This is a genomic window from Enterococcus sp. AZ194 (genome assembly GCF_051713825.1).
GTDB lineage: Bacteria > Bacillota > Bacilli > Lactobacillales > Enterococcaceae > Enterococcus_K.
The window spans coordinates 2,871,757-2,895,529 of the sequence record NZ_JBIOQR010000001.1 but is presented as its reverse complement, the minus strand read 5'-3'; the positions used below and the strand labels follow the sequence as shown (position 1 = coordinate 2,895,529).

General features: G+C 36.8%; 24 protein-coding genes. 19 read left to right on the top strand and 5 right to left on the bottom strand.

The features are described 5' to 3' along the window. Positions 1-475: 475 nt before the first annotated feature. The 9 genes from IGI37_RS13630 (at position 476) to IGI37_RS13590 (ending at position 9,048) form a co-directional block, all read left to right on the top strand. On the top strand, positions 476-3,151 hold the full coding sequence (locus tag IGI37_RS13630) for a cation-translocating P-type ATPase (protein WP_438762574.1): 2,676 nt from the start codon (positions 476-478) through the stop codon (positions 3,149-3,151). 461 nt (positions 3,152-3,612) lie between these two features. Next, positions 3,613-4,041 (top strand): hypothetical protein, encoded by a 429-nt coding sequence (locus IGI37_RS13625; protein ID WP_438762572.1) that lies wholly within the window; start codon positions 3,613-3,615, stop codon positions 4,039-4,041. 71 nt (positions 4,042-4,112) lie between these two features. Next, positions 4,113-4,808 (top strand): hypothetical protein, encoded by a 696-nt coding sequence (locus IGI37_RS13620; protein ID WP_438762571.1) that lies wholly within the window; start codon positions 4,113-4,115, stop codon positions 4,806-4,808. After that, positions 4,786-5,613, top strand: a complete 828-nt coding sequence (locus IGI37_RS13615; RefSeq protein WP_438762569.1) for a hypothetical protein — start codon at positions 4,786-4,788, stop codon at positions 5,611-5,613. The genes IGI37_RS13620 and IGI37_RS13615 overlap by 23 nt, the downstream gene beginning before the upstream one ends. After that, positions 5,610-6,383 carry a hypothetical protein gene (locus IGI37_RS13610; protein WP_438762567.1) on the top strand — a complete coding sequence of 258 codons (774 nt, stop codon included), beginning with the start codon at positions 5,610-5,612 and terminating at the stop codon, positions 6,381-6,383. The genes IGI37_RS13615 and IGI37_RS13610 overlap by 4 nt, the downstream gene beginning before the upstream one ends. Then, on the top strand, positions 6,367-7,170 hold the full coding sequence (locus tag IGI37_RS13605; protein ID WP_438762565.1) for a hypothetical protein: 804 nt from the start codon (positions 6,367-6,369) through the stop codon (positions 7,168-7,170). The genes IGI37_RS13610 and IGI37_RS13605 overlap by 17 nt, the downstream gene beginning before the upstream one ends. 19 nt (positions 7,171-7,189) lie before the next feature. Continuing rightward, positions 7,190-7,855 (top strand): ABC transporter ATP-binding protein, encoded by a 666-nt coding sequence (locus tag IGI37_RS13600; RefSeq protein WP_438762563.1) that lies wholly within the window; start codon positions 7,190-7,192, stop codon positions 7,853-7,855. Next, positions 7,839-8,420 (top strand): hypothetical protein, encoded by a 582-nt coding sequence (locus tag IGI37_RS13595; RefSeq protein ID WP_438762562.1) that lies wholly within the window; start codon positions 7,839-7,841, stop codon positions 8,418-8,420. The genes IGI37_RS13600 and IGI37_RS13595 overlap by 17 nt, the downstream gene beginning before the upstream one ends. Positions 8,421-8,616: 196 nt before the next feature. Then, positions 8,617-9,048, top strand: a complete 432-nt coding sequence (locus IGI37_RS13590; protein WP_438762560.1) for a hypothetical protein — start codon at positions 8,617-8,619, stop codon at positions 9,046-9,048. A 332-nt stretch (positions 9,049-9,380) separates the two neighbouring features. Here the strand turns inward: IGI37_RS13590 and IGI37_RS13585 are convergent, their stop codons facing one another. The 3 genes from IGI37_RS13585 to IGI37_RS13575 all read right to left on the bottom strand — a co-directional run bounded on the left by IGI37_RS13585 (position 9,381) and on the right by IGI37_RS13575 (position 11,104). After that, entirely contained in the window at positions 9,381-9,542 is a 162-nt protein-coding gene (locus tag IGI37_RS13585) for a hypothetical protein (protein WP_438762558.1), read from the bottom strand. A gap of 30 nt (positions 9,543-9,572) precedes the next feature. Continuing rightward, positions 9,573-9,923 carry a hypothetical protein gene (locus IGI37_RS13580; RefSeq protein WP_438762556.1) on the bottom strand — a complete coding sequence of 117 codons (351 nt, stop codon included), beginning with the start codon at positions 9,921-9,923 and terminating at the stop codon, positions 9,573-9,575. Between the two features lie 158 nt (positions 9,924-10,081). Then, positions 10,082-11,104, bottom strand: a complete 1,023-nt coding sequence (locus IGI37_RS13575) for a lactonase family protein (protein WP_438762555.1) — start codon at positions 11,102-11,104, stop codon at positions 10,082-10,084. Positions 11,105-11,230: 126 nt separating this feature from the next. Here IGI37_RS13575 and IGI37_RS13570 point away from each other — a divergent pair, with 126 nt between their 5' ends. The 3 genes from IGI37_RS13570 to IGI37_RS13560 all read left to right on the top strand — a co-directional run bounded on the left by IGI37_RS13570 (position 11,231) and on the right by IGI37_RS13560 (position 13,293). Beyond that, positions 11,231-11,581, top strand: coding sequence for a PTS glucitol/sorbitol transporter subunit IIA (locus IGI37_RS13570; RefSeq protein WP_438762553.1), 351 nt, complete (start codon positions 11,231-11,233; stop codon positions 11,579-11,581). 9 nt (positions 11,582-11,590) lie between these two features. After that, positions 11,591-12,763: an AI-2E family transporter gene (locus IGI37_RS13565; RefSeq protein ID WP_438762551.1), complete on the top strand. Its 1,173-nt coding sequence runs from the start codon at positions 11,591-11,593 to the stop codon at positions 12,761-12,763. 212 nt (positions 12,764-12,975) lie between these two features. Beyond that, on the top strand, positions 12,976-13,293 hold the full coding sequence (locus IGI37_RS13560; protein WP_438762550.1) for a hypothetical protein: 318 nt from the start codon (positions 12,976-12,978) through the stop codon (positions 13,291-13,293). A 166-nt stretch (positions 13,294-13,459) separates the two neighbouring features. Here IGI37_RS13560 and IGI37_RS13555 read toward each other — a convergent pair whose 3' ends face one another. After that, positions 13,460-14,080 carry an NAD(P)H-dependent oxidoreductase gene (locus IGI37_RS13555; protein WP_438762549.1) on the bottom strand — a complete coding sequence of 207 codons (621 nt, stop codon included), beginning with the start codon at positions 14,078-14,080 and terminating at the stop codon, positions 13,460-13,462. 366 nt (positions 14,081-14,446) lie between these two features. On the opposite strand from IGI37_RS13555, the gene IGI37_RS13550 reads away from it, so the two are divergent. The 7 genes from IGI37_RS13550 to IGI37_RS13520 all read left to right on the top strand — a co-directional run bounded on the left by IGI37_RS13550 (position 14,447) and on the right by IGI37_RS13520 (position 22,830). Further along, on the top strand, positions 14,447-15,118 hold the full coding sequence (locus tag IGI37_RS13550) for a TetR family transcriptional regulator (RefSeq protein WP_438762548.1): 672 nt from the start codon (positions 14,447-14,449) through the stop codon (positions 15,116-15,118). Then, positions 15,119-16,852, top strand: a complete 1,734-nt coding sequence (locus IGI37_RS13545; RefSeq protein ID WP_438762547.1) for an ABC transporter ATP-binding protein — start codon at positions 15,119-15,121, stop codon at positions 16,850-16,852. Then, complete coding sequence (locus IGI37_RS13540; RefSeq protein ID WP_438762546.1) at positions 16,845-18,722, top strand: ABC transporter ATP-binding protein; 1,878 nt, start codon at positions 16,845-16,847, stop codon at positions 18,720-18,722. Before IGI37_RS13545 ends, IGI37_RS13540 begins: the two co-directional genes overlap by 8 nt. 157 nt (positions 18,723-18,879) lie before the next feature. Continuing rightward, on the top strand, positions 18,880-19,710 hold the full coding sequence (locus IGI37_RS13535) for a VOC family protein (protein WP_438762545.1): 831 nt from the start codon (positions 18,880-18,882) through the stop codon (positions 19,708-19,710). 444 nt (positions 19,711-20,154) lie between these two features. Next, complete coding sequence (locus IGI37_RS13530) at positions 20,155-21,225, top strand: serine hydrolase domain-containing protein (protein WP_438762544.1); 1,071 nt, start codon at positions 20,155-20,157, stop codon at positions 21,223-21,225. A 41-nt stretch (positions 21,226-21,266) separates the two neighbouring features. Continuing rightward, a complete protein-coding gene (gene manA / locus IGI37_RS13525; protein WP_438762542.1) occupies positions 21,267-22,223 on the top strand; it encodes a mannose-6-phosphate isomerase, class I in 957 nt (318 codons plus the stop codon). Positions 22,224-22,515: 292 nt separating this feature from the next. Beyond that, positions 22,516-22,830: a hypothetical protein gene (locus IGI37_RS13520; protein ID WP_438762540.1), complete on the top strand. Its 315-nt coding sequence runs from the start codon at positions 22,516-22,518 to the stop codon at positions 22,828-22,830. A gap of 106 nt (positions 22,831-22,936) precedes the next feature. Here IGI37_RS13520 and IGI37_RS13515 read toward each other — a convergent pair whose 3' ends face one another. Further along, positions 22,937-23,749 carry an AraC family transcriptional regulator gene (locus IGI37_RS13515; RefSeq protein ID WP_438762538.1) on the bottom strand — a complete coding sequence of 271 codons (813 nt, stop codon included), beginning with the start codon at positions 23,747-23,749 and terminating at the stop codon, positions 22,937-22,939. Between the last annotated feature and the right edge of the window lie 24 nt (positions 23,750-23,773).

The following is a 23,773-nucleotide window of genomic DNA, read 5'->3' as shown; positions in this document are numbered from 1 at the left end:
CTCTTCTATAGAAACAAGTAGTCTAAGCGTTTGTTGAACAAACACCAATAAGAAAACAGCCAATCAATTGACTGTCTGATAAAAAGTAGAAGTGAGGAGGCTCGTATTCCTCACTTTTTTTGTGCCGAAAAACAATTCTAGAGAACAAACTTTTCTAAGAAAAAATAACATGAAGCTTGTTGTCAAGCGAAAAATTGGCTTTTTGATGTATAAGCAGTAAAAAAACATGAAAATTGCGAAAAACCATTGCTCTATTACTTGAGTCATTGTATACTGATAGGGTAATGATTCATGAGGGAGTAACTGGCAGCAACATGCTGTGGCAACATCACCAACCCTGAAAGAAATTTCTGGTGTTGTCTTAAACAGTGAGACTTATGTATGTCTATTAAGCATACACAAGTCTATTTTTTTTCCTTTTTTTCTGGGATTCGTTAGAATAGACTTGTAGAGCTGAAAAATGAGGAGGAAGAAAATGTCAGAAGAGAAGAAACAACAATTAACTCATGCATTTTACGGTCAGACAGAAGAGACCGTACTTTCTGAGTTAAACACTTCACAGGAGGGGCTTAGTGGATCAGAGGCCAAAAAGCGTTTAGGTGAATATGGTCCAAATGAGCTTGATGAAGGCAAGAAAAAGAGTATGCTCGTTAAATTCTTTGAACAATTCAAAGATTTAATGATTATCGTTTTAATTGCGGCAGCGATTATTTCAGCAATTGTTTCTCACGAAGTGGTTGATGCAAGTATCATCATGTTGGTAGTTATCATCAATGCGGTGATGGGGGTTATTCAGGAATCAAAAGCAGAACAAGCAATTGAGGCATTAAAAGAGATGTCAACACCGAATGCCAACGTATTACGTGATGGTCATACATTATCTGTTAAAAGTGACGAGTTAGTTCCAGGGGACATCGTTTTACTTGAAGCCGGAGATGTTGTTCCAGCAGATATGCGTTTGATTGAGGTTCGTTCTCTTAAAATTGAGGAAGCTGCTTTAACAGGGGAATCAGTGCCCGTTGAAAAAGAATTAGGAACCTTAGATGGTTCAGATATTGGGATTGGCGACCGTATCAATATGGCCTACTCAAATAGTAATGTAACTTATGGACGTGGAAAAGGTGTTGTTGTCAACACAGGTATGAACACGGAAGTTGGTAAGATTGCTGGAATGTTAGCACAAGCTGACGAAACTGAAACACCACTGAAAAATAACTTAAACCAATTAGGTAAATTCTTAACTTTGGCGATTATCGTAATTGCCGTGATTATGTTCTTTGTTGGAATTTTTGTTAACAATACATCACCTGTAGATATGTTATTAACATCAATTTCACTTGCAGTAGCAGCGATTCCAGAAGGATTACCGGCTATCGTAACAATTATTTTGGCTTTAGGAACACAAGTTATGGCAAAACGTAACTCAGTGATTCGTAAATTGCCAGCGGTTGAAACACTAGGAAGTACTGATATTATCGCTTCAGATAAAACAGGAACCTTGACGTTAAACCAAATGACTGTTGAAAAATTATATACCGATAACAAACAAGTAAGTGCAAGCTCAGATATTTCAACTGACAACATGGCACTTAAGATTATGAATTACAGTAATGATACCAAATTTGCTCAAGATGGAAGCTTAATTGGTGACCCAACAGAAACAGCGTTGATTCAATTTGGCTTGGACCATGGTTTTAATGTGACTGATAAAGTAGCTGAAGAACCTCGTGTGGCAGAATTACCGTTTGATTCTGAACGTAAATTAATGTCAACTGTTCACCAGTTAAAAGATGGAAAATTCTTAGTTGCTGTAAAAGGTGCGCCTGATGTTCTTTTACAAAAAGCAACACGCGTTTTATTAGATGGCAAAGAAACAGAAATGTCTGATTCAGATAAAAATGACATTTTAACAAACAATACAGATATGGCCAAACAAGCGCTACGTGTGTTAGGTATGGCGTATAAAGTGATTGATGCTGTTCCAACTGATGTTACAAGTGAAGTGCTAGAAAATGATTTAACTTTTGCTGGTTTAGTCGGAATGATTGACCCAGAACGTAAAGAAGCTGCAGATGCAGTACGTGTAGCTAAAGAAGCCGGTATTCGCCCAATTATGATTACAGGGGATCACCGTGATACAGCTGAAGCGATTGCTGCTCGATTAGGAATCATTAAAGCTGGCGACGATGATGCTGTTTTAACAGGTGCTGAGTTAAACGAAATGTCTGATGAAGAATTTGCTAAACGAGTGCACGAGTATTCTGTTTATGCACGAGTTTCACCAGAACATAAAGTTCGTATTGTAAAAGCTTGGCAAAAAGAAGGAAAAGTTGTTGCGATGACAGGGGATGGTGTAAACGATGCGCCAGCCTTGAAACAAGCAGATATCGGTATCGGTATGGGGATTACAGGGACAGAGGTTTCTAAAGGCGCTTCTGACATGGTTCTTGCCGATGATAACTTTGCAACAATCGTCGTAGCTGTTGAAGAAGGACGTAAAGTCTTCTCAAATATTCAAAAAACCGTTCAATACTTATTGGCCGCAAACTTAGGGGAAGTATTGACACTCTTTATCGCAACATTGCTTGCTTGGGATACGTTATTACCTATTCACTTATTGTGGATTAACTTAGTAACAGATACCTTCCCAGCGATTGCTTTAGGTATGGAGCCTGCTGAAAAAGACTTGATGAGCCACAAACCACGTGGACGTAATTCAAATCTGTTCTCTGGTGGTGTCTTCAGTAGTATTATCTATCAAGGGATTCTTGAAGGTGGCATTACGTTGTTTGTTTATTGGTCAGCAATTCAATGGCCGGTACATGCAGGATACGATGCAATCCACGCAGATGCTTTGACAATGTGTTTTGCAACATTAGGCTTAATGCAGCTATTCCACGCATTTAACGTGAAGTCTATTCATGAATCACTATTCAAAGTGGGACCTTTCAGAAACAAAGCCTTCAACTGGGCAATTCTACTGTCATTTGCCTTAATGGCTGTCATCATCTTAGTTCCAGGCTTAAACGATATCTTCCGTGTTTCTCATCTAGATGGTTACCAATGGGGAATCGTACTAGGCGCTTCTATTTCAATCATTCCAATTGTTGAGATTGTCAAATTCTTCCAACGTTTGGGCTTGAAAAAATAAGAACGAATTAACGAAATATAAAAATACATTTTAAGTGGTAGAACTCTTTTTGTAGGAGAGTTCTATCACTTTTTTTGTGGAATATATTTGTGAGTCTCGAAGTAATTAATTAGATTTCAACAGATGGATTTTTAGGCTCTGTTTGATAATTCTGACATACAGGGGAAATTGATTTGCGTAAGAAACCTTGTTATTACTCAACTTAATAAAATCTTAAATAATATAAAAAAGTAACATACAATCGTTATATTTTACCTAAACCAGATCATATCTCGATTCCTCTTTTTTTATTATTCATATTTTAAGAAAAATACCAATTATAATGATTTATATTATCTGAAGAAATAATTAGCTTCGAAAAGCGGGCTTTTCTTTCAATTGCAAACTGTCGTTAAGCGCTTTCTTGTTCTATATTTTGTATAGTCGATGAATTGTCAAAATATTGAAAGAGGCCTAAGAAATTGAAAAAGAATAATCGATTAATAGTGAAGTTGTTTGTTGCAATGGTCATGTTAGTTGGTTTGAATATAACAGGTACAGCATACGTCTCAGCAAATAATCATGGGGATGTCAGGGTTTCGCGTTGGACAAATGGAGATGGTGGTGATTATGTAACTAATCCTAGAGCAAAACAAGATCCATCTTCTATGTATGCTTATAATGATAACTCAACTAAAGATATCTATGTTACTGGAGCTGCTAGTAATGGAGGGAATCAATATTGGACAGAGGGGATTAGTCAAGGGACACCACGTGTTCCTGTCGGTCAGTTTCGTTTGGTTTATCAAAAGGTATTTGAAATGCACTATCGTTATGGCGTCTTGGTTTATTCATCTTCAGTTCATGATAAGACTTGGATAAGTTTCTTGTGGAGTCCTGACAGTGTATAGGTGAATAGCAATCGTTGGTCTCTTGTTCATCGACTAGTTTTGTAATTTTAAGATTTCTAGGAGGTTCTTATGTGAAGAAGAATATTATAACAGGCCTCATATTTTGCATTCTTGTTGTTTGTCTGTTAGGCTTGTTAATTTCTAAATCAGATATTTTTCCTACATCTGGTTCGGATTTCTCAAAAATTGTTAAAAGAACACCACCAAATAATTCTGTAGAGACAAAAAAGGATAAGACAAAAACGGTCAGGCAAGGTCAAACAGTAACAAACGAAAATTGTGAATTTAAAGTATTATCAGCTAAGGTCTCAAAGAAGCTGAATCATTTGAACAAAGTTAATCCAGTTGACTATGTTGAAAACAATGTGGCAGTGGATGAGAATAATACCTTCTTAGATAATCATCTGTATCTAGAGGTAGGGTTATCAATCAAATATACGGGAACAGACACCTATGTCTTCCCTTTATCCAATATTAGTCTTCATACGATAAAAGAAGGGGAGCTATTTAGTTTGACGGACATCTCAGTCACGGATACAACACTTGATGCTTCAAATTATGATAGTTTCCATGTTTCTTTTACATCGGGAGAAGAAAAAACTATTTATATAGGATATATATTGACTGAAAAAGAATATAACGAAATAAAGAATAATGTCTATATATTGCCAGATTTAACAACTAATGTGACTAGTGAACCTGAATTGCTAAAAAAAATAAAGTTGACTATTAAGGATGAATGGCATGAAAAAAATGATGCAAATTGAGTTATCACGTGCGCTACTTAATAAAAAGATGCTGGCTGCTCTGTTAATAGGTCTATTCATCTGCCTTTCTCAAATACCAATGTATCTAAAGGTAGGTAATACGCTCGATTTATATTCTTTAACAGGAAAAAATTTTATGACAGCACCAGACTATCTTTGGGGAGCGTGGATTGGTGGGGATAGCATGCTCGTTCACGGATTTTTATTCTTCTTGATTTTACCTTTGTTAGCAGCGCTTCCTTTTGGTAGTTCCTATCGATCGGACGAGCGAGATGGTTACGTGAAAGCTATTTTTGTAAGAACAAAGAGAAAAAACTATTATGTTGCTAAATGGGTAGCAACTTTTATTTCAGGTGGATTGGCAGTTATTCTGCCCTTGATAAGTAACTTTTTAGTGATGTTAACTATTTTTCCTGCGACTAAGCCATTTCCAGAAAGCTCTCACTTTGGTGTGTTAGGGAATAGTACATTGTCTGGCATGTTTTATTCTCATCCGTTCGTCTACTTAAGTATATTTTGGCAATTCATTTTTATTTTTTCAGGGATTTATGCAACTCTTTGTTTATTGGTTACTTTTGTTTCAGACTACTCGTTTATTATTCTAACATTGCCCTTCTTATGCCTAGTATTCATAACCATGCTCTTAGATTTGTTTGATTGCTCGTACTTGAGTCCACAAAAATTTTTGTATCCTGATCAAGCGAAAATCTCTATTTTGTGGTTGCTTATAGAAATGGCTGTATTAGGGATTTCTTCGGGTGCTACGTATCTATTGATAGGGATAAAAGGGGAGCTGCATTCATGAATTCGAGCCATTTGTCAATGTCCTATTATCTGCATAGGTCACAACAATTTATTTGGATTATTTTAGTGACTATTCTTTTTTTGGTTCTAGGTGAAGGTGGAACTATCTATTTTTATATTAATCATGCACAACACAGTTTAATTGAGTTTTCATTGGCGGATAGTTTCCTCCTACTAGAACAACCCTATATACTTGTGTTAGTAGTCACCGTTCCTTATTTGTTAATTTTTTCTCTATTAATTATTCATGATTTTCATCCACAGTTGATTGTTGCCCAGATAAAAAGACAAAAAATTTGGTCAAAGCAAATGAGGTGGGTAAGAATTATCAGTCTTATCTGGATCGCCCTATCTGTTGGAATAGCTTATTTTCTTACACAACCATTTGTAACAGAGTCTATCAATTGGACCTCGGTAACAAGCTATTCATTTTATCAAATCGGAATTACAGTAGAAACTAGTTTTCCTTTTGTTTTAATAATCGTAATGGTGGATCTTTGGTTGAAAGTTATTTTATTGAGCATTGCCTCTTTATTTATCTATTGGCTGAGTGAGAAATTGGTATTTTCACTTTTAAGCGTACTATTATTCTCGGGGATGTCATTTCTACCAGTATTTTCCAGTACATTTCTAAACTATGGTGAAATGAATGACCTAAAACATCTATCCTTAAATTTGATTGCTGAAATTATTCTAATTTTTATGGCTAGTTTCGGTATCTCTAATTCGAGGGTTGTTACTAGAAAGGAGTTTTATGGGAAAGAAGATTAATCATTTAACTGCCCATCAACAATTACGGCATGTTCCGTATTATATAGGTACCTCACTTTTGACTTTTATGTGTTTTCTATTCTTTTTTAAAGAATCAACAGCATCAGAGTTTTCTCTAGGAGATATTTTAGGTTATATTTCACTTGGAATCAATCCAATAACTGCATTCGATCCTTCGCAGGTATTTAAGCTCCCGCTGTTGTGGGTAAGCTTATATATCTATTTATTGTTTGTTTTACTTAGGATTTCCTTATCTTTTTCTAGCACATATGATTATTGGATGCTTTTCGTTTTGAAAAAACGAGTGACCTACTGGTGTTATCAAGTACAGCTAACTTGTAGTACAATAATAGGTCATTTTTGTTTAATAGTCTTAACAGCTACACTGTGTACCTTCGTTATGGGTGGCAATCTTTCCATAGAACCCACGAAACAATTTCTTCATATATTTTTACATCGTCACATACCAGTGTCAGGAACTTATTTTTTTATTCAAGCAATTGTTTTTCCACTCCTTGTTTGTTTTGTTGTGGGACTTTTGGAAGTGACACTCATGTATTTTTTTTATGCAAGTATCAGCTATCTCCTATGTATTGGTTATTTGATTCTTTCCACTTTCTTTACCTCACCGTTATTTTTAGGGAATTATTTGATGTTATTGAAGACGAGGATAGCTGCGGGTGAGGGGGTGTCAAACGGTGTTGGCCTGTTAATGATTATCTGTTCATTCATCGGTTTATTTATTGTAGGAATGAAAAAAGTGGAGCATTGGGATTATCTAAATTAACAGAAAGAAGGAAGCACGTATGGAAATTAGTGTTGAAGAAGTGTCGAAGGTTATAAAGCAGACCCCCATCTTAACAAATATCTCATTGTCCTTTGAGAGTGGCCGAATTTACGGCCTCAGAGGGAAGAATGGTGCAGGAAAAACTATGCTATTACGATTACTATGTGGCTTGATATTCCCAACGAATGGAAGAATAATGATTGATAAAAAGGAGTTAGGAAAAGATTTCTCGTTTCCTGAAAGTGTTGGAATATTAATTGAGAACCCAGGCTTTATTCAGTCTTATTCAGGGTTTAAAAACTTGAAAAATTTGGCTTCTATCAAGAATGAAATTGAAGACCAAGTGATTATGGACTTAATGACTTACTTTGATTTGGACTGGCGGGATAAAAAGAAAGTTAAACATTACTCTCTTGGTATGAAACAAAAGATAGGGATTATTAGTGCACTCATGGAAAGTCCGAAACTTATTTTATTAGATGAACCGATAAACGCTTTAGACGAAGAATCTTCAAAAAAGGTATTGGATTTGTTGACACTTAGAAAGAATGAAGGAGCACTTATCATTGTCGCCTCACATGATAAAGAGGAATTGGATTTTCTGTCAGATGAAATTATTGAGATGAAGGCTGGGAAGATCATTACACAGCAGAACGAGGGCAAGCATAATGCAAATAAAAACTAAAGGGCTGATCCTATTCTTTTTGTTGATTGGGATGATGATAATCTGTTTTTGGACATTTCTTGTCGTGAGGGTTAACTCAAAATACTCGACACCTGTTGAAACTATCCATCAAATGAAAAAAGAACTATCTGTTCCAAAAACAAATAATCTATCGTTTGTTATCGAAAAATCCACATTGTTATCTCCTGACGAAGTGAAAAAAAAGGTGCCATCTTCATATAATCATGTAAAAGAAATAGGATTAGAGGAATATCTGGTTGCTGTAGATATAGTTATTAAAAATAAATCAACTATTGAAGCTGAAAAATTTAGCTTAACTAACGCGATGTTGACAATGAATAATAACTACACGAATGGCGTGGATCTCATTGCGACAACCGAGCTGAACGGGGAGCAGCTTGATTCAACCGTTGCACCGAATAGCCAAAAAAAGGTAACCTTCTTGTATGGCGTTTTGGATCGTTACTTAACAAGACTGCAGTTTCAACATCTTTCTGATCAAACATTCTATCTTACTTATCTGATGGTACCAACTATCGAACGCGTGCAGCTAAAGTTTAGTTAATAGGCTCTTTGGTATCGTGGCATCAAGTCTTTGGAGCGAAGCTAACTCTGTTTAATATTTTTTATCCTATATTATAGATAATTCCTCACTTCTCGGCTGATTTCTAACAGAATAATGAATATTTTTATTGTAAGCTTGTCAGATGGAGGAAAAACAGTATAAAATAGAGATAGTATGATAGAAAGTAGGGATTTTTTTGCGACCAAATTTAGGATTTTATGTACAAACGATTAATGATATTGTGACTGACACAGAAAAAATAGGAGAAGAAATGAATCCGAGCTATGAAAAAATTCGGACAGCTTTGGATGAAAAGAAAACAGATAGCCTATCTCAAGAGGAATTAGCTGATATTCGTGTACTATTTGAAGAGGGTACAGATAAATATCGTGAAATGTCAAAAAAAATTAGTACACTTCGTCCGCCAGCGATGGTAATGGGTATCCATAAGAAGTTTGAAAGGTCTTATCTGAATTATGTAGCAGGCTGCGAAGAGATGTTACAAAGTATTCGTTCAGAGGAAATTGATAAAGCAGCTTTTGATGCTGCTGAAGAAAAACAAGATATTTCAACAGATGAAATTGCCTTTTCAATCCAAAGAATGACTAATTTACTATTGAAAAAATAGTTTATAACAAAATGAGAGTTATTTAATTTAAAATAGAAGGTTTTGTTTAGACAATTGAATAAAAATGAAGTATGATTAATTCATAACCAAAAACAACCTTTTTATTTTTCATTTTTACTCTTTCTAAGAGTAATTACTCCTTTTTCCATCGGCTTAACCACCCGATGGTTTTTTTGTATATTCTCATAAAAAAACAAGATGATTTTTATTAAACGAACCTTTTTATCATTCGGCTTACGAAGAAGGGGAGAATATTATTTGTTATTTAATATTAAATCTAAACAAAAAACTAAGTAATCGGCTGTTCGAACCAATGACTTAGTTTCGCTAAATTAATTTTCAACATTTCGGACGTAGTCATCAAAATATTGAAGTAGGTCTTTCTTGATTTGTTGATATTCTTCCTCGGTATACATCTTTTCTTCAATCGTTCCGTTAAAGAACGGTAGATTGAGTTCTTCTTTCAAGCGTTCTAAAACAGCTTGTTGATCCATGAAAACACCTCTCTATCTCTTTACCTTCCATTATAAGACATTGTTAGACGCAGTCAACTCTTCAAACAGTTCTTTCATCGTAGAGAGTTTGTTATACAGTTTACCTGTTGCATCATCTTCATGGAAGATAACTAATTTTAATTCGGAATAAAATTCATCAAAAGAGAGATAAAAGGCTTCAATTTCTTTTTTTTGAATCTCAGGATGAACCCCATAAAAAAGCTTAGATACATTATACATCGTAAATAGTTCGCTCATGTTGAGCAGGACACGTGTCTCATCATAGTGTCTGCTTGTTACCAGTTCATACACGGGTAAACATTTGTTGTATAGATTCGATAGGTCACTGACTAACTGTTGGCTTGGTTCTTTTTTTAACATAGAAATCTCCCTCCTTAGGCTAAGTATAATCAAAGATGGAAGAGAAGAAAAATAATAACTACATAAAAACGAATTTCCATGTGGGATACAAAAAACTGAGGTGCGAGTCCAAACAACCGCACCTCAGTTAATTGATGGCTTTTATCCATTTTTAAGTTTTATTTTTCAAAATAAACGCAGACACATTCAGGAGCGAAGATATCTTTTTGAATCATCTCAAGTTTGCCGTTTTTTGCATTTCTACGGTAAAGAGTTAGATTATCTGTGTTTTGGTTTGCGCAGACAAGGAATTCATTAGACGGGTTCAAGTTAAAGTCACGAGGAAAGTCGCCTTCCGTCGAGATAAGTTGAATCAATGAAATTTCTTGTCCTTCTTCATTAATTTCGTAGACCGCGATTGAGTTATGCCCACGATTAGAAGCATAAAGGAAACGACCATCAGTTGATACACGAATCGCAGCGCCTCCATTAAACTCGGCAAAGTCTTCTGGTAATGTCGAAAGCTTTTGAAGTTTGGTAAACGTACCATTTGTTGCGTCATAGGCTAAAACCGTAACAGTGCTGTCTAATTCGCCAAATAAGTAAGCTATTTTGCCATTTGGATGGAAAGCTAAATGACGAGGGCCGGTTCCAGGTTCTGCTTGGTAAATAGCAACTTTTGTCAGTTTACCGTCTTCAGAGACATCATATGTGTAGACGCCATCTGTTCCAAGATCGCAGACAGCCAAGCGGTTATCTGGTGTTAAATCTGTATAATGAACGTGAGGTTTATCTTGATTGGCATGAGGGCCAGTAGCTTCCACGTGATAAACACTATCAGAAGCTTCAATTGAGCCGTTTTCTAAAATGCGATACACATTAACCTCACCTTTATGATAGTTTGCACCATAAAGAAGTTGACGCGTTTCATCAACCGCCACATAACATAAGGGAGCGCCTTCTTCTGTGACCGCATTTAAAAATTCAAACTCAGGCGTATAAGCACTAGCGCCACCTTTTCCATCGATAGAAGTAATCGTGTAGACTCTCTTAGCCTGACTTCTTGTTACATAAGTTGGGCTGTCTTCTTTTGTTGCTAAAGCAAGATTCTGCAATTCACCTTTTTCTGTATCCAAAGTGATAGAGTAGACTCCTTCACTGACACGACGAGTATAGGTTCCTAATAATAGATTTTCTAACATTTAGTATAGCCTCCAATTCTTTAGTTTCCTTTATATTTTACCATAGAAAGTTGTTCATGGGTTTTTAAAAAAACTGAGTATGTTATAATATTTATATCATTTAAAAAATGAGGAGCGATGTTGGAAATGAAAGCAATTGTAAGTGAAATTGGCAGTCAAGCATTGAGCGAGAGTGAACCAATCGTGATTTTGTTTGGTGAAACAGCAACACCTGCCTTAAGAAAATATTCGGTTATTCAAAAAATCAGAGAGGAAACACCGACTGATTTGAAAATTTCTGGGAAGATTCTTTTTGATGGGGCTGAGTATACTATTCAATACGTAGGCAATACAGCGAATCAAAATTTACAAGCGATTGGTCACCTGACATTGGTTTTTGATGAGGTTCCAGAAGAAAATCAAATTGTGAATGGTGTTTATTTAACGCCTCATGTGATTCCGGCGTTTAAAAAAAATACTGAAATTGTTTATCTGTAGGAGGTAGGAATGCAAGAAGAAAAAAAACAACAACAGCGACCATTGTCCTGGTTTTGGAAGTGGTTTTTAAATAATCAAGCAGTTACTTCGTTATTAGTCATTTTATTAGTATTGCTGATTGTCTTATTGTTTACCAAAGTATCGTATCTGCTTGAGCCAGTAGGACAGTTCTTAGCGATTGTCGGATTACCGATTGTATTGGCAGGGATTCTCTATTATTTAATGAATCCAGTAGTTGATTATTTCGAGAAGCGTGGGATCAATCGAATTTATACGATTATTGCCCTGTTTATTTTAGTTGTCGGTTTAATTGTCTGGGGAATGGTTGTGATTATCCCACAAATTCAAGATCAGATTGTAAGCTTCACCACCAATTTACCGAGTTATTTAGACACAATGAACACTAAGATGGATGAGATTTTAAGTAGTCCTTGGTTAGCCCAGTTTAAAGATCAAGCGGAACAAGTTACCAATCGTTTGACGAGTTCTTTAGGTGAGATTATTCAAAGCGTATCTAAAGTTACTGTTCAAGGTGTTGGAAACTTTGTTGGAGCAGTAGCAACTATTTTAGTTGCAGTCATCACGATGCCGTTCATTTTGTTCTACTTATTAAAAGATGGGAAGCAGTTGGCTCCTTATTTCGTAAAATTTATGCCAACAAAAATGCGCAAACCAACATTGAAGGTTCTAAAAGAGATGAACGACCAAGTTTCTTCTTATATTCGTGGTCAGCTGACGGTGGCCTTCGCAGTAGCTGTGATGTTTATCATCGGTTTCTGGGTTATTGGCTTGGATTATGCCGTAACCTTAGGAATCGCAGCAGGCTTCTTAAACTTAATTCCTTATCTAGGTTCATTTTTGGCGATGGTTCCAGCGATTTTCTTAGGTTTGGTTGCGGGACCTGTGATGTTAGTCAAGGTGCTGGTGTTGTTTGTTATTGAACAAACGATTGAAGGACGTTTTATTTCGCCATTAGTTCTAGGAAGCCAATTATCTATTCATCCGGTGACGATTCTTTTAGTCCTACTTACTTCAGGTAAATTGTTTGGCATCGTTGGAGTAATGTTAGGAATTCCTGTCTACGCGGCAGCTAAAGTAATCATTACGCATATCTTTGAGTGGTACAAAGACGTTTCTAATCTTTATGAAGAAGAACATGCAGAAGAACAAGATCCAGGTTAAGTCAAATTGAATGAAATGAGAGTTGCATCTATTAGCTAGGTTTAATGATGCAACTCTTTTTGTTTTATTTAGGGGTTTTCTTTAGACTGAGGAAATCGGGTGAATTACCTTAACTTCACTGCTTTAAATTCATACTATAGATGCATTTACTTGCGTCTTTATTTGAGTTAATCGTTTCAGCATAATATAATTTATCTGAGGAGGAATGAAAAATGAATCAGACACAGTTTGTATTATTGGGTTTTACACTTATTGGTTTTTTTGGTAGTCTTTCACTGTTTACTCCAAATCTTGCGTGGAAAGATATTTCTATTCTTTTTCGAAAAGACAGAAAAAAAGAATATATTCAATTTTCAAATCGCTACTTTGGGAAGGTGTGGCTGGTTACTGGATGCGTTTCTCTGATATTATTGATCGTTTCATACTTGATAAAAATGAATTTGCAAGCTTACTTAGTGATTGTATTTTACCTACTATTTTTGCTAATTATGAGAATTCTGCTGGAGATAAGTTGGAATAAGCAAATCTAAATGGGAAAGAAGAAATTGTTTGAGGCTGTTTTGTGCGCTACAATCGCTTCTCTCTTACTAAAAAAGATCTGACATCTTTCACTTTTAAATGAAAAGAAGAGCCAGGAGCATAACTTTTTGAGTTATGTCCCTGGCTTTTAGTCTCTGAATAAACGGTGAGTCGGAATTAGAAAGTTTTTCCTAATTCGGTTGCTGTTGTTAAGGCAGTACCTAATAATTCTTCCGCGCGATCCGGGAAGTGGTCAATTCCCTCGATGAATACTTGTTCTACTTGGTCCACACCGATGAAGTTTAAGATTCCTTTCACATATTGTGAAGAAGCGTCTTGTGCTTCATAAAACCCACCATTTGATTGGATGTGTAACGCCTTTTTACCTTCAACTAAAGGTTTTGGTCCTTCTTCTGTATAACGGAATGTTTTTCCAGCTACGTTAATTGTGTCAATCCAAGCTTTTAAACGAGTTGGAACATTTAGATTCCACATAGCATTCGCGATAACAACCTTATCAGTCGCTAAAAATTGTTCAGTAAGCTCATTAAAGCGAGCAATTTTCTTTTGTTGCTCGGCTGTTAAGTCTTCAAAGGCAATTCCAGAGCGTAAAGCATTCCATCCTGTTAATATATCTTTGTCAATTTCTGGGATAAAGTCATTGTATAAATCTAATACAGTTACTTCATCGGTAGGGTTAGTCTCTTTGTAAGAGGCTAAAAAAGTCTCCAATGTCTTCACTGAACGAGATTCCTCAGCAGATAATGGATGAGCTTTAACAACTAATAATTTTGACATAAAAATAAATCTCCTTTAAATTTGATTTTTTAACCTTCACTAGTTTACTAAAAGTAAGTAACTGTTGGCAAGTTTTTTGACTCGAGGATTTATAAAATATCATATACCTAGGATTTAGAGAGTATTCTGTCACTTTTTTGACAATATATTTTCTAAATCAATTTGTGAAATGGTCGGTTTCTTTTTTTATGTGATAGTGGAGAGAATCGTTGGTTAACCGCCATTTCCTACCAAAATACAAGGGTTAAAATTTCTTATGAAAATATCATGTAAACTCCTTGATTTTTTGCCCCAAGGTGCTATAATGACAAGGTGTCATATGACGGAGTGTCATTATAGCGAAATAGATAAAGATAGGAGGATATTATGCCAACTCATACTTTTTTTCATTTACCTGCTGAGAAACAAGAACGATTGTTGGAAGCTGCACGTATTGAGTTCTCGAGGGCTCCTTTAAATGAAGCTTCTATTGCCAACATTGTGAAGCTTGCAGAAATTCCAAGGAGGAGCTTTTATCAGTATTTTGAAAATAAAGAAGACCTTTATTTCTATTACTTTGACTTATTACGACAAGATAGCAAAAAAGAGATGGAAGAGGCCGTAAAAAAAGCAAATGGGGATTTGTTTCAAGGCTTTGAGAATTATTTCTCGAAAATTATTCGAGAGACGTTAATTGGTGAAAATTCTTCTTTTTATCGTCATCTATTTATGAACATGGATTATCGTGCATCCAAACGAATGATTGTTGATTTCGCTAAAATGAGGAAAGAGAAACAGTGTCCTAAAGAGGAGGAAAAGGAGGCAGCACATCACCAGTTAGTTGAGATGATTAATATGGATTTGCTTCGGGTAAAGGATGCTCGGGAGTTCGATTTATTGATTCAATTAATGATGCATGCAGGCTTTTCCACGGTTGTAAATGGGTACAAACATTTGGCTAAAGATCCAGAGTATTCAACGGATTTAGTCGTTCAAGATTTTCAGTTAAAAATTGGTTGGCTTCGTGATGGTGCGATGCGACAGAAAGAAGGTAAGTAAATGGTAAAAATAATCAAGCGTGTTTCATTAGTTTCAGCAATCATGGCCGTAATTTTTATGATTGTTCAAGTATTAGCCGATTTATATCTGCCAACATTAACTTCCAATATCATCGATAAAGGGGTAGCAAAGGGCGATATCGATTACATTTGGCAAACAGGATTTGTCATGATTGGTTTTTCAATTATCAGTATTATTGCAGCCATTGGGAATACCTTCTTTGCTACAAGAGAATCACAAAAACTAGGTCGTGAGTTGAGAAGCGATGTCTATAGTAAGGTCGAACATTTATCAAATAATCAATTTGATAAATTTGGGACAGCTTCATTAATCACTCGAACTACAAATGACGTGACACAAATTCAAATGGTGACACAAATGTTTTTGCGAATGATGATTAATGCACCGATTACATTAATTGGCGCTAGTTTTCTTGCCTACAGCAAGGATCCAAAACTCACACAAATTTTCTTATATGTCCTACCAATTATGGCCGTTTTGGTCGGTGGGATCATGTATTTTGCGGTACCGTTATTTAAAAGTATGCAAAAGAAAACGGACCGCTTGAACTTAGTTTTTCGTGAAGGTCTAACAGGTGTCCGCGTGATTCGGGCATTTGGAAAAACAAACTATGAAGAAAAACGGTTTGATGAGGCCAATAAAGATTACACGCAGACAGCCATCAAGGTAAATACGATTGTTTCGTTAATGATTCCGTTGATGACGTTAATTATGAGTGGAACCAACATTGCAATTACTTGGTTTGGTGGACATTATATTTCTGAGATGACACTAGAAGTCGGTAATTTAATCGCCTTTATGACGTATGCAATGCAAATACTAATGAGTTTTATGATGTTGGCGATGATTTTTGTTATGGTTCCTCGTGCACAAGCTTCAGCTGACCGGATTAATGAGGTGTTAGAACTTGATCCAGATATCATTGATGTGCCAAAACCTGAGAAGCTTTCTCTTAAAGGAAAAGAGGCCACTCTTGTTTTTGATCATGTTAATTATCGGTATCATGGAGCAGAAAACTTAGCTCTTGAGGATATTGATTTTTCTGCTAAATCGGGAGAAGTGGTGGCAATTATCGGTGGAACCGGTTCGGGTAAAACAACCTTGGTCAACTTAATTCCGCGGTTTTATGATATTGAGAGTGGCTCGATTTTGATCAATGGGTTAAGTAATGCCAATGTTACTCAAGCTAATTTACGAGAAGCCTTAGGTGTAGTCCCACAAAAAGCCGTTCTATTTATGGGAACCATTCGTGAAAATATGCAATATGGAGCACCTAATGCAACGGATGAAGAAATCTGGAAAGCGTTAGAGATTGCTCAAGCTAAGGAGTTTGTTTCTGAGATGGAACAGGGCTTAGATAGTTATGTTGAGCAAGGTGGAGGTAACTTCTCTGGTGGACAACGCCAACGTCTGGCCATTGCTCGCTCTTTAGTGAAACAAGCGGATGTCTATATCTTTGATGATTCATTCTCAGCGTTAGACTTTAAGACGGATGCGAAATTACGTGCCGCATTAAAATCAGATGTGCAAGACGCGATTGTTGTTTTAGTTGCACAACGAGTAAGTACAGTGATGGATGCTGATACAATTTTGGTATTAGATGAAGGAAAACTTGTGGGTAAAGGAACACATGAAGAATTAATGGCGAACAACGAAACTTATCAAGAAATTGTTCGTTCTCAAATTAGAGAGGAGGATGGACCAAATGAGTAAAGACAAACACACGCAGCCTGCTAGACCAATGGGTGGAGGCCCAGGCCGTAACATTGGGGCTAAGGGACCAAAAGCCAAGAATTTCTGGGGCACAATCAGACGTTTATTTCAATACATGTCGAATAAAATTTATGCCATCCTTGCTGTGTTAGTATTAGCAATTGCTGCGGTTATCTTCCAGATTCAAACACCCAAAATTTTAGGGAAAGCAACCACTGAGATTTTCAGTGGGGTTATGAAGGGCGTGGCTCAAATGAAAGCCGGCCAAAAAATCTCTAGTTTCCCAATTGATTTTGATAAAGTGGGAGAAATCCTCTTAACAGTTATTGCGATGTATTTAGTTTCGGCACTCTTTAACTTCTTACAACAGTTCATTATGACGCGTGTTTCACAACGGACTGTTTATTCAATGCGACGGGAGCTTGAAGAGAAGATGAATAAAGTCCCAATTGCTTACTATGATACACACAGTAACGGGGACATTATGTCGCGTGCGATTAATGATATGGATAATATCGCAGGGACGCTACAGCAAAATTTAACACAGTTGATTACAAGTGTTGTAACTTTTGTGGGTGTCTTATGCATGATGCTTTCAATTTCTCCACAGTTAACATTAATTGCATTGGCGACGGTTCCTTTGAGTTTGGTCGTAGTTATGATTGTTGCACCAAAATCACAAACTTACTTTGCGAATCAACAAAAAAGTTTGGGGCTTTTGAATGACCAAGTAGAGGAGAGTTACGGTGGGCACATGGTGGTTAAAAGTTTTAACCATGAAGAGGCCAATCAAGATGCCTTTGAAGTAGAAAATGAAAAACTCTATGAATCAGGTTGGAAAGCGCAATTTATTTCAGCGATGATTATGCCTTTGATGAACTTTGTTAAGAACTTGGGCTACGTATTTGTCGCTGTTCTAGGTGGGGTCAAAGTCGCTAACGGAAATATGAGTCTAGGGGATGTACAAGCCTTCTTACAATATACGAGTCAATTTTCGCAACCAATCACACAAATTGCTAGTTTGATGAATACCATTCAATCAACAGTTGCTTCTGCCGAACGTGTCTTTGAAGTATTAGATGAAGAAGAGATGAGTGATACAGCTTCTGGAATTCCTCTAGTTGAAAATACCCCTTATAAAGTTCAATTTGATCATGTTCAATTTGGTTATTCGAAAGATCAATTACTGATGGAGGACTTTACTTTAGATGTCAAGCCTGGTGAAATGGTTGCTATCGTAGGGCCAACAGGAGCTGGGAAAACAACCCTAATTAACCTCTTGGAACGTTTCTATGATGTCAGTGGGGGAAGTATCAAATATGAAGGAAAAGATACGCGTGACTTAAGTCGTGATGAATTACGTGCGCATTTCTCAATGGTTCTTCAAGATACATGGTTATTTACAGGGTCGATTTATGACAACATCAAATACGGAAATGAGACTGCGACAAAAGAACAAATTGTTCGGGCAGCCAAAGCCGCACACGTAGATGATTTTGTGCGTAAGTTACCAGAAGGATATGATACGGTCTTAAATGAAGACGCTAGTAACATTTCTCAAGGCCAACGCCAGTTAATTACAATTGCCCGTGCTTTCTTAGCCAATCCAGATGTTTTAATCTTGGATGAAGCAACTTCAAGTGTCGATACACGAACAGAAGTATTAATTCAACGTGCGATGAATCGTTTATTGGAAAATAGAACAAGCTTTGTTGTGGCGCACAGACTTTCAACGATTAGAGATGCCGACAATATTATCGTGATGAACCATGGATCAATTGTGGAAACAGGAAATCATGATGAATTGATGGCTAAAAATGGCTTCTATGCTGACTTATACAATAGTCAATTTTCAGAAGATGTCGCGTAATCAATTGAAAAAAAGATGAAATAAGACACGTAGTCTGTAAAAATGCCCCATTTTTTTGCAGAATACGTGTTTTTTTCTATTTTGTTTAAGGATAACACTTGCGAGAATCCAAGATGATGAGTACAATAAAATTTGACATAGAGGGGGAAAAAGAAAAATGAGTGATTTTGGTTTTGAAAAAACAACTTATTTGAAGAGCGTTGCCATCCGTATTAAAGACCGCGATGCGATGATTCGTTTTTATAAAGAAGTAATCGGTTTTGCATTAAAGGGTGAAGAAAATGAACTAGCGATTATGGGGACAGAAGAAGCTGGCAGTGAGGTGCTTCTTTTGGAGGAAAGTCCAAGAGCCGCTGAGCATACTGGGGAAATTAAGAAACTACACAGATTATCATTAACGGTTCCAAGTGAAGCGGAAATGGCGAATGTTTTGTCTCGTATTCGAAAAGCCGATTATCCAATTTCAGGAGCACTTGAAGACGAAGGACGTTTAGGTATTTTGATGGAGGATCCTGAAGGGAACGAATTGGGTATCTATTACGTAGCGGATCAACCAGTTGCTGTTGAACATGCTGAACCTTTAGATGAAGAAAGCCTATTAAAGAAAGCAGATGAAGTGACGGCTGTATTGGCTGCGGGTTCAAGGTTTGATCGTGTTCATTTGAATGTCAGTAATTTAGAAAGTCAACGTGAATTCTTAGGTGATATTTTAGGACTAGATGTGAAGAATGAAAACAATGGCATTTTAGTTTTACATGAAGGTGAATTTCATGTTGGATTAAATGAAGCGACAGGTGGCACGATTGATTTGCCAACGGACTCTGTGCTTGGGTTAGACTTTCTGAAATTCCATGTGAGTGAAGAAAGTATGACAATGATTGAAGAGCATTTAGTTGCACTAAAACAAGACTTTTTCATTGATAAGAAAAAATCAATTTTGACGATTTATGACGCTGCTGGAATTGAATGGTGGTTCGTCAGAAAATAAGTGACGATTGATTATTTGAACAAATAGAATGGAATAGGAGCATGGGACATAACTCAAAAAGTTCTGTCCCATGCTCCTATTATCACAATAAACGGTGGGCACAGAAGCAACTCCATCTTCACGTTGTTCCGCTCTCAACAACTTCTACGCATGGGACATGCTAGAGTTGAAGGTCTTCACTCCGCCCCATCAATTTCTAAAGATGGAACACCTTTAGAATTGGTGGACTGCGTTCCGCTCTCAACAACTTCTACGCATGAGACATGCTAGAGTTGAAGGTTCTTATTGCTGTAAAACACAACGAAGCATGAGTTGATGTTGCACAGTACCTACCCGGTGCTGTAAAACACAACGAAGCATGAGTTGATGTTGCACAGTACCTACCCGGTTCTCGGAGTGAAACGCTACTGTCCCAACCTCTAATTTTTGATAGGAGGCACAAAGATGTACCCTCAAACGCAACAAATTATTCGCGACAAACAAAAGGAAGGTGCCTTTGCCGGTGCTGTGTTTGCTTTTATTGCGCGTGATTCAGACAAACAGTCAGACAAGGATATTGAAGAAACAAGTGGACTCATTGAAGAAATCCATGTGATAGGTAATGCGCGCTTGATTCCAGAGGTGTATCCAATGGAAGAAGAGGCGCTATTTGATGTCGCTTCACTAACCAAAGTTATTTGTACTACGAGTGTCGTTTTAAAGTTACTTGAGGATGGTAAGATTGAGTTGGATGCCCCCTTGAAACGCTATTTGCTGGCATTTGAAGATGAGCGTATTACGATTCGTCATTTGTTAACACACACGTCAGATATTACCACTTGGATTGAAAATCGTGATCAACTGAATCAGGAAGAATTGAAGCGGGCTTATTTGACTCTTAAAGCAGGCGAAAATCTTGGGGAACAGGTGAAATATACAGATGCCGGAACAATTTTATTAGGGTTTATGTTAGAGGAAATCTACTGGGGAGAAGCAATTGACATTTTTCAAGATGAAGTGCTGAGCCCCCTAAATATGATGCAAAGCTTGTTCCTACCACGACCGTCAACAAGAATCGTACCGACTGAACAATTAGCAAGTGGGGAAGTATTACATGGTGTTACGCATGATCCGAAAGCGCGTGTTCTCGCAGAACATGCAGGGAATGCAGGCTTGTTTACGAACATTAATGATTTGATTCAGTTTGCCACGATGTATCTTCAATTAGGCAAAGTACCTACCGGACAATTTTTACAAGAAGCAACTATTTTAGATTTGTTAAATGATAAAACACCTTTAGGAACGGGACACAGATCACTGGGTTGGGATTTAAAGGCGGATTTGACCGATGAACACCCACTCTTGTTTCATACTGGCTACACAGGAACCTTTATGCTACTGGATATCAAAATGGGTGAAGCATTTCTCTTTTTATCTAATCGGGTACATCCGGTTGACCATCGTGCAGAATATCTCAAGATTCGCGATGAAATTCTGTCAATTTATCTGAAAGAGAAGACACTAAAGAAAAAATAGTGATATAATAACAGAGAATGAATTGAGAGGAGTTTTCTACTATGCAAGAACCATTATTTTTAAAACCTGTTTTCCAAGAAAAAATTTGGGGAGGCAGTCGTCTTAAAACAGTTTTTGGCTTTGATATTCCTAATGACAAAATTGGTGAGGATTGGGCAATTAGCGCGCATCCACACGGCGTTAGTATTGTTGAGAATGGGGAATTTAAAGGACAAAAATTAAATGACCTTTGGGATACACACAAAGAATTATTTGGTCATCCAGAGGGTCCTGTGTTTCCACTATTAACCAAAATTTTGGATGCCGAGGATGAATTGTCTGTTCAAGTCCATCCTGATGATGAATATGGCTTAAAACATGAAGGTGAGCTAGGGAAAACAGAATGTTGGTACATTATCGATGCAGAACCTGGTGCAGAGATCATTTACGGACACCATGCCAAAACTCGTGAAGAGCTAGCAGAAATGATTCATGAGGGTCGTTGGGATGATTTATTACGTCGCGTACCCGTTAAAAAAGGCGATTTCTTCTATGTTCCAAGTGGTACGATTCATGCTATCGGTAAAGGGATTCTAATTTTGGAAACACAACAAAGCTCGGATACAACTTACCGCGTATATGACTACGATCGTAAAGATGATCAAGGCAACACCCGTGAATTGCATATTCAACAATCGATTGATGTGACGACTGTTCCTGCAAGCGTTCCAGAGGTTCAAATGAAAGAAGTTCGCCAAGGTGCTTCATCAATCATCACTTATTTAGAAACGGAATTTTTTAATGTCTATGAATGGCAAGTTGCTGGGAAATTACAAGTGAAAAAACAAGCACCATATACGTTGATGACCGTTATTTCTGGAGAAGGACAACTCGTTGTTGATGGAAAAGAATATCCATTAACAAAAGGAGCTAGCTGTATTTTCCCAAGTGACATTAAAGAATGGACACTGTTTGGTGATTTAGACATTATTGCTTCTGAACCAGGAAAGAACGCGTAAGTTTTGTTGGAAAATTTTAGCATTTAATAATATAAAGACTCAGGAAAGAGGTTGGGACAGAAATTTACAAATGATGTCTCTACCTCTTTAATTCACTGACACACTTCGCCAAAATGGATATACGAATCAAGGAATCCCACTAGTAACGTTAACTCCAGTCTAGGTTGGGACTAAGACAGCTTTGTTTGGTTTGAATGAATAGGGAAACTTCAGACTTTAGGCCGAGTCAAGTTTGTGAGACTTTTGTTATACTGAGGATACAAAGAATTGGCTAAACATTGGGGGAGTATAAATGAAAAAAATGGGGATATATTTATTTGATAGTAGTATAGAAATCATTCGTATCTTATTGATTTATCTATTCTTAAACGCAGTGTGGTTGAGCTACGGTTTTGTGATTATCTCACCATTTTTAGTGGTTGCAACTTCCTTACTAGGGCTGCAAACATTTTTATGGATTAATTTCTTTTTCGCCTGTTCATTAGTAGCGCTACTCGTGTTTTTAACCCCCTGGCTCTTACAGCTGACAAAAAAAATATTACTCCAGATGGGCGAGGTTATTCATGGACTATTCAAAAATTACTCACGTTGTTGTTGTGAGTCCTAATTGGAAGAGTGTGCGAAGGGTATCAAATTTTTATATATAATTAACACGAGATTCGGTGAGTAATCGCCTCTCGTGTTTTTTTGTGATTACTAGATACATTCTATTTTTATTTTCTTAAGCTGCTAGGGGTTTGTTTCATTTTTTGTTTGAATAGTGTCGAAAAGTAGTGCTCATCACTGAAAGACAATCGGTCTGAAATTTCCTGTATGGATAAACGAGTTTCAATCAAAAGAATCCGGGCCATCTCCATCTTTTTTGTTAGAAAATAATCATAGGGTGTTTGTTGAAACGTTGCTTTGAATAGACGGGTTAGTTGAGAAGCGGAAAGATTGACTTGTGCCGCAAGCTCAGAAATTGAAAGCGTTGTATGCAGATGATTATCCAAAATAGATTTGGCTTTTTGGATGGGTTCCGGAATCGGATTGTTTTCTTCTGGTCGTACCTGTTGATGAATATCTGCAATCAATTGATAGAATAAACGTGACGTTTTTTCTGAACGCATCTTTGGTGTGAGACGATAGTCCTGACAGATTTTAATCAGTGACTCCAAGTTTTCTTTACTGGTAATTGATTTTAGTAAATACTGTTGCTGCAAATGATAGACCTCAAATAAATGATCACAAAGGGTTCCAGAGACATTTATCCAAATCTTATGAAGAGGCTCCTGTTTATTCGACCAATAATGATGATGATGATTTTTTGGGAGAATATAGGTATCGCCTGCTTCTGGAGAATAAGCTTTGCCGTCAATTTGTATTTCACCCGTTCCTGCTAATACATATTCGATACTATAGATTTGAGAATGTTCACGTTCTACACGATATTCAGCAAATGGGTAAGTAATACCAGCAAGTTCAATTCGAAAAATCTCGGGGAACTCAAATTGCTCAGGTAAAAAGCCGTAAAGAATTTCTTTCATGCGTGTATTCCTCACTTTTTTAGT